Genomic DNA, 2,438 nt, shown 5'->3' with positions numbered 1-2,438 from the left:
GTCCTCCGGGTTTAGGCTGAGAAATCGACAAAATGAAAATCGATCGCGTATCTGATATTCCAGCTCATCATCCGATAGGTTATATAAATGCTGTAATACAAGTGCCTTGAACATCAGTACCTTATCAAAGGGTCTTCTTCCAGCATTACTCTTTCTTGGAAGTGTGGGGATTTTATTCAAAGTACTCCGGAAGTCCTCCCAGTCAATCAACTTACGAAGAGCAACCAGTGGATCACGTTCATTTAGCTTGCGATGGCGGTCATCAAGACCGAAAAAACTCGGCTGCATTTGACAATAACCTTTACTAGTGAGCGTTTAGACTATTTTACCGGAAATTAGTGAATTTTTAGAGGTACCCAAATGTATAGTAGAAGCCCTGATGTACTGACCCACCGGTATGGAATCTTTTAATACCTGCATTTAGATCTGTTAATAGATCGTAACCGCTGGCAGTTCCTTTCAAAGCTACAAAAGCCTGCCCTTTAAAATTATCTTTACCACATGTCGCGATGCCCATTGCGTGAGTACTTTTTATTAGAGTAAAAGCACCTGTTTTTCCTTGTATTTTATTGGGAAGATTTTCTTTTATGTCAAAGTCGTCCTTGTATAGATCAAAGAAAATCTCCTGGTCGTTAGGTTTCTTAATTAAGTAAATATCCGCAGCAAGCTGAGCACTATATTGTGGTGTGAGCATTATTTTTATTCCTTTCTAAAGTTAAATAAATTTACAGGAAGTCTTTACCGCTGACTTGAACTTTCTTTCTGTTTTTGGCTCGTCAGAAAGTTCACACGATAGGTTAATTGGATCACCGTTCATCTCTGAATTTTCACCAGGATTTCTTTTTGCATAAATCCAAATTAAATAGTTATTATTTTCATATTCTACGTTTATACTTTGCGAGGAAATAAACTCAACAGGTAGTACCTGAGTAAATGAGCTTTCAAATTTTGCAGGAAGATCAATATTTCCGTCTTCATCTGAAGTATAGAAGTCGACCTGCTCATCTTTCCAATCAATTGTGCGAATAACTTTTGCGCCTACTGCAGGTTCACCATTTAAGGTGAGTCGTATTTTCATTTCTGAAAATGTGCATGCTTTTAGAGGGTTTAAAAATGCCATTCCGTAAGTTCCTCCTGAGATAGATAGAAGAAGTAAGATTATTAATGTAATTTTGAGAGGTGATATTTTATTGTGCATAAGAGTAAATTTTCATATTAAGATTTATGGGCTGAATTTCTAGATTTATCATTTTAAAGCTGGTAAGGTTTTTTTATCTTGCCTGATTCTGTTTAACGCTGCCTGTGAATGAATGCCATGGATACGTGTGCTAACTAAAGAGTAATTTTGAAAATTATCTATGACAAGTTAGTCTTTGTTTTTTGAGAACTATTTATCCAGTTGTAGCTGCAGAGCTGCATTCTATAAAGTGCAGGAAGAGGCCTGAAGCTAATATTTGCACTTCATCCTAAGTGTATGAGAATATATAAATTTATATGCAGCTAATTAACTTTAAAGTTAATAGATATCAGGCTAAAAGCATAATGAGGCTACTTGGTTTTTATGCGCAGCCCAATTTTCCGTAACTGTCACCAGATTATTTTAAGATAAATAATCGCTTGTTTGTCTAAACAAAAGTAGGTTCTTTATTATATGCTCAGACAATCTATTGTTTATATACAAGGCGCTGTAGGTGGAATATTACTTAGCCACCGATCAGTACTGTGGGGCATCCGATTACAATCTTGCCTCCATGGCCAGTCGTATCTCCCATACGAGCAGCAGGCTTCTTTTGCAGCAGTACGGTAGTGCTGCCCATAGCCACAGTATCTGGTGGTCCTACACAGGTGCAGGCGCTGCCGACCGTAGCTGAGGGCATTCCGCCGATAATAACCGTTGGAGCACCTGGGCTGAGGATTGGCCCGCCGACGTGAGGTACAGTACCTGTCACCATCGGGCAGACATGCATATCAGTAATCCGTGAAGCAGGCTTTCCCATGTTTAGTCCTCTACTCTACCGTTACCACCGCGAGCTAGGTCTAACCCCTGCTTCATATAGCGTGCGAACCGCTTGCCAGGATCTACGGGGTCGGATAATACCGCAGCGAGGGTTACACTGCCAGCGACGGCGTGGGCGTAAAGATGATCTGGTGGTTCAATTACCGGCTCACCTTCCGCTGCAAGGCTACCATGACACCAGCTGGCGGCCGTCGCAGCCCAGCTTGCTGGTGTTTTATGCTTGGTTTTATCGCCGAGTGCTTTGCACTTTATGCGAATTTCTTCACCCGGTTTTTTTGCCCAACTTTCTGCCGCTATCAGTGCATTGACATTATCTTCATCAGTTTCGGGGCTTTGGATATCACGAGCAGCAATGCAAGCCCACCATACAGCTTCCCGTTTGGGGAGACCATGTGCCAGAAGTTTAATTGCATCGGGGTAA

At 41.2% G+C, this 2,438-nt stretch carries 5 protein-coding genes; all 5 read right to left on the bottom strand.

Features of this window, described 5'->3' with window-relative positions; genetic code table 11:
- Nucleotides 1–288: transposase (locus ACCI49_RS24335; RefSeq protein WP_371838736.1), on the bottom strand; the 288-nt coding region annotated here is incomplete at its 3' end.
- A gap of 58 nt (nt 289–346) precedes the next feature.
- Complete coding sequence (locus tag ACCI49_RS24330; protein ID WP_371841845.1) at nt 347–694, bottom strand: alpha/beta hydrolase family protein; 348 nt, start codon at nt 692–694, stop codon at nt 347–349.
- A gap of 21 nt (nt 695–715) precedes the next feature.
- On the bottom strand, nt 716–1,120 hold the full coding sequence (locus ACCI49_RS24325) for a DUF6795 domain-containing protein (RefSeq protein ID WP_371841844.1): 405 nt from the start codon (nt 1,118–1,120) through the stop codon (nt 716–718).
- 583 nt (nt 1,121–1,703) lie between these two features.
- Nucleotides 1,704–1,997, bottom strand: a complete 294-nt coding sequence (locus tag ACCI49_RS24320; RefSeq protein WP_020413592.1) for a PAAR domain-containing protein — start codon at nt 1,995–1,997, stop codon at nt 1,704–1,706.
- 2 nt (nt 1,998–1,999) lie between these two features.
- Nucleotides 2,000–2,438, bottom strand: a 439-nt coding sequence (locus tag ACCI49_RS24315) for a DUF6931 family protein (RefSeq protein WP_371841843.1), incomplete at its 5' end; no start/stop codon positions are given.

This window comes from Microbulbifer epialgicus (genome assembly GCF_041447265.1).
GTDB lineage: Bacteria > Pseudomonadota > Gammaproteobacteria > Pseudomonadales > Cellvibrionaceae > Microbulbifer > Microbulbifer epialgicus.
This window is presented reverse-complemented; position numbering and strand designations above follow the sequence as displayed.

Excerpts from the sequence above, each read along its gene's own strand:
- ACCI49_RS24330 (WP_371841845.1), bottom strand. The coding sequence starts at position 694 with ATGCTCACACCACAATATAGTGCTCAGCTTGCTGCGGATATTTACTTA.
- ACCI49_RS24325 (WP_371841844.1), bottom strand. The coding sequence starts at position 1,120 with ATGGCATTTTTAAACCCTCTAAAAGCATGCACATTTTCAGAAATGAAA.
- ACCI49_RS24320 (WP_020413592.1), bottom strand. The coding sequence starts at position 1,997 with ATGGGAAAGCCTGCTTCACGGATTACTGATATGCATGTCTGCCCGATG.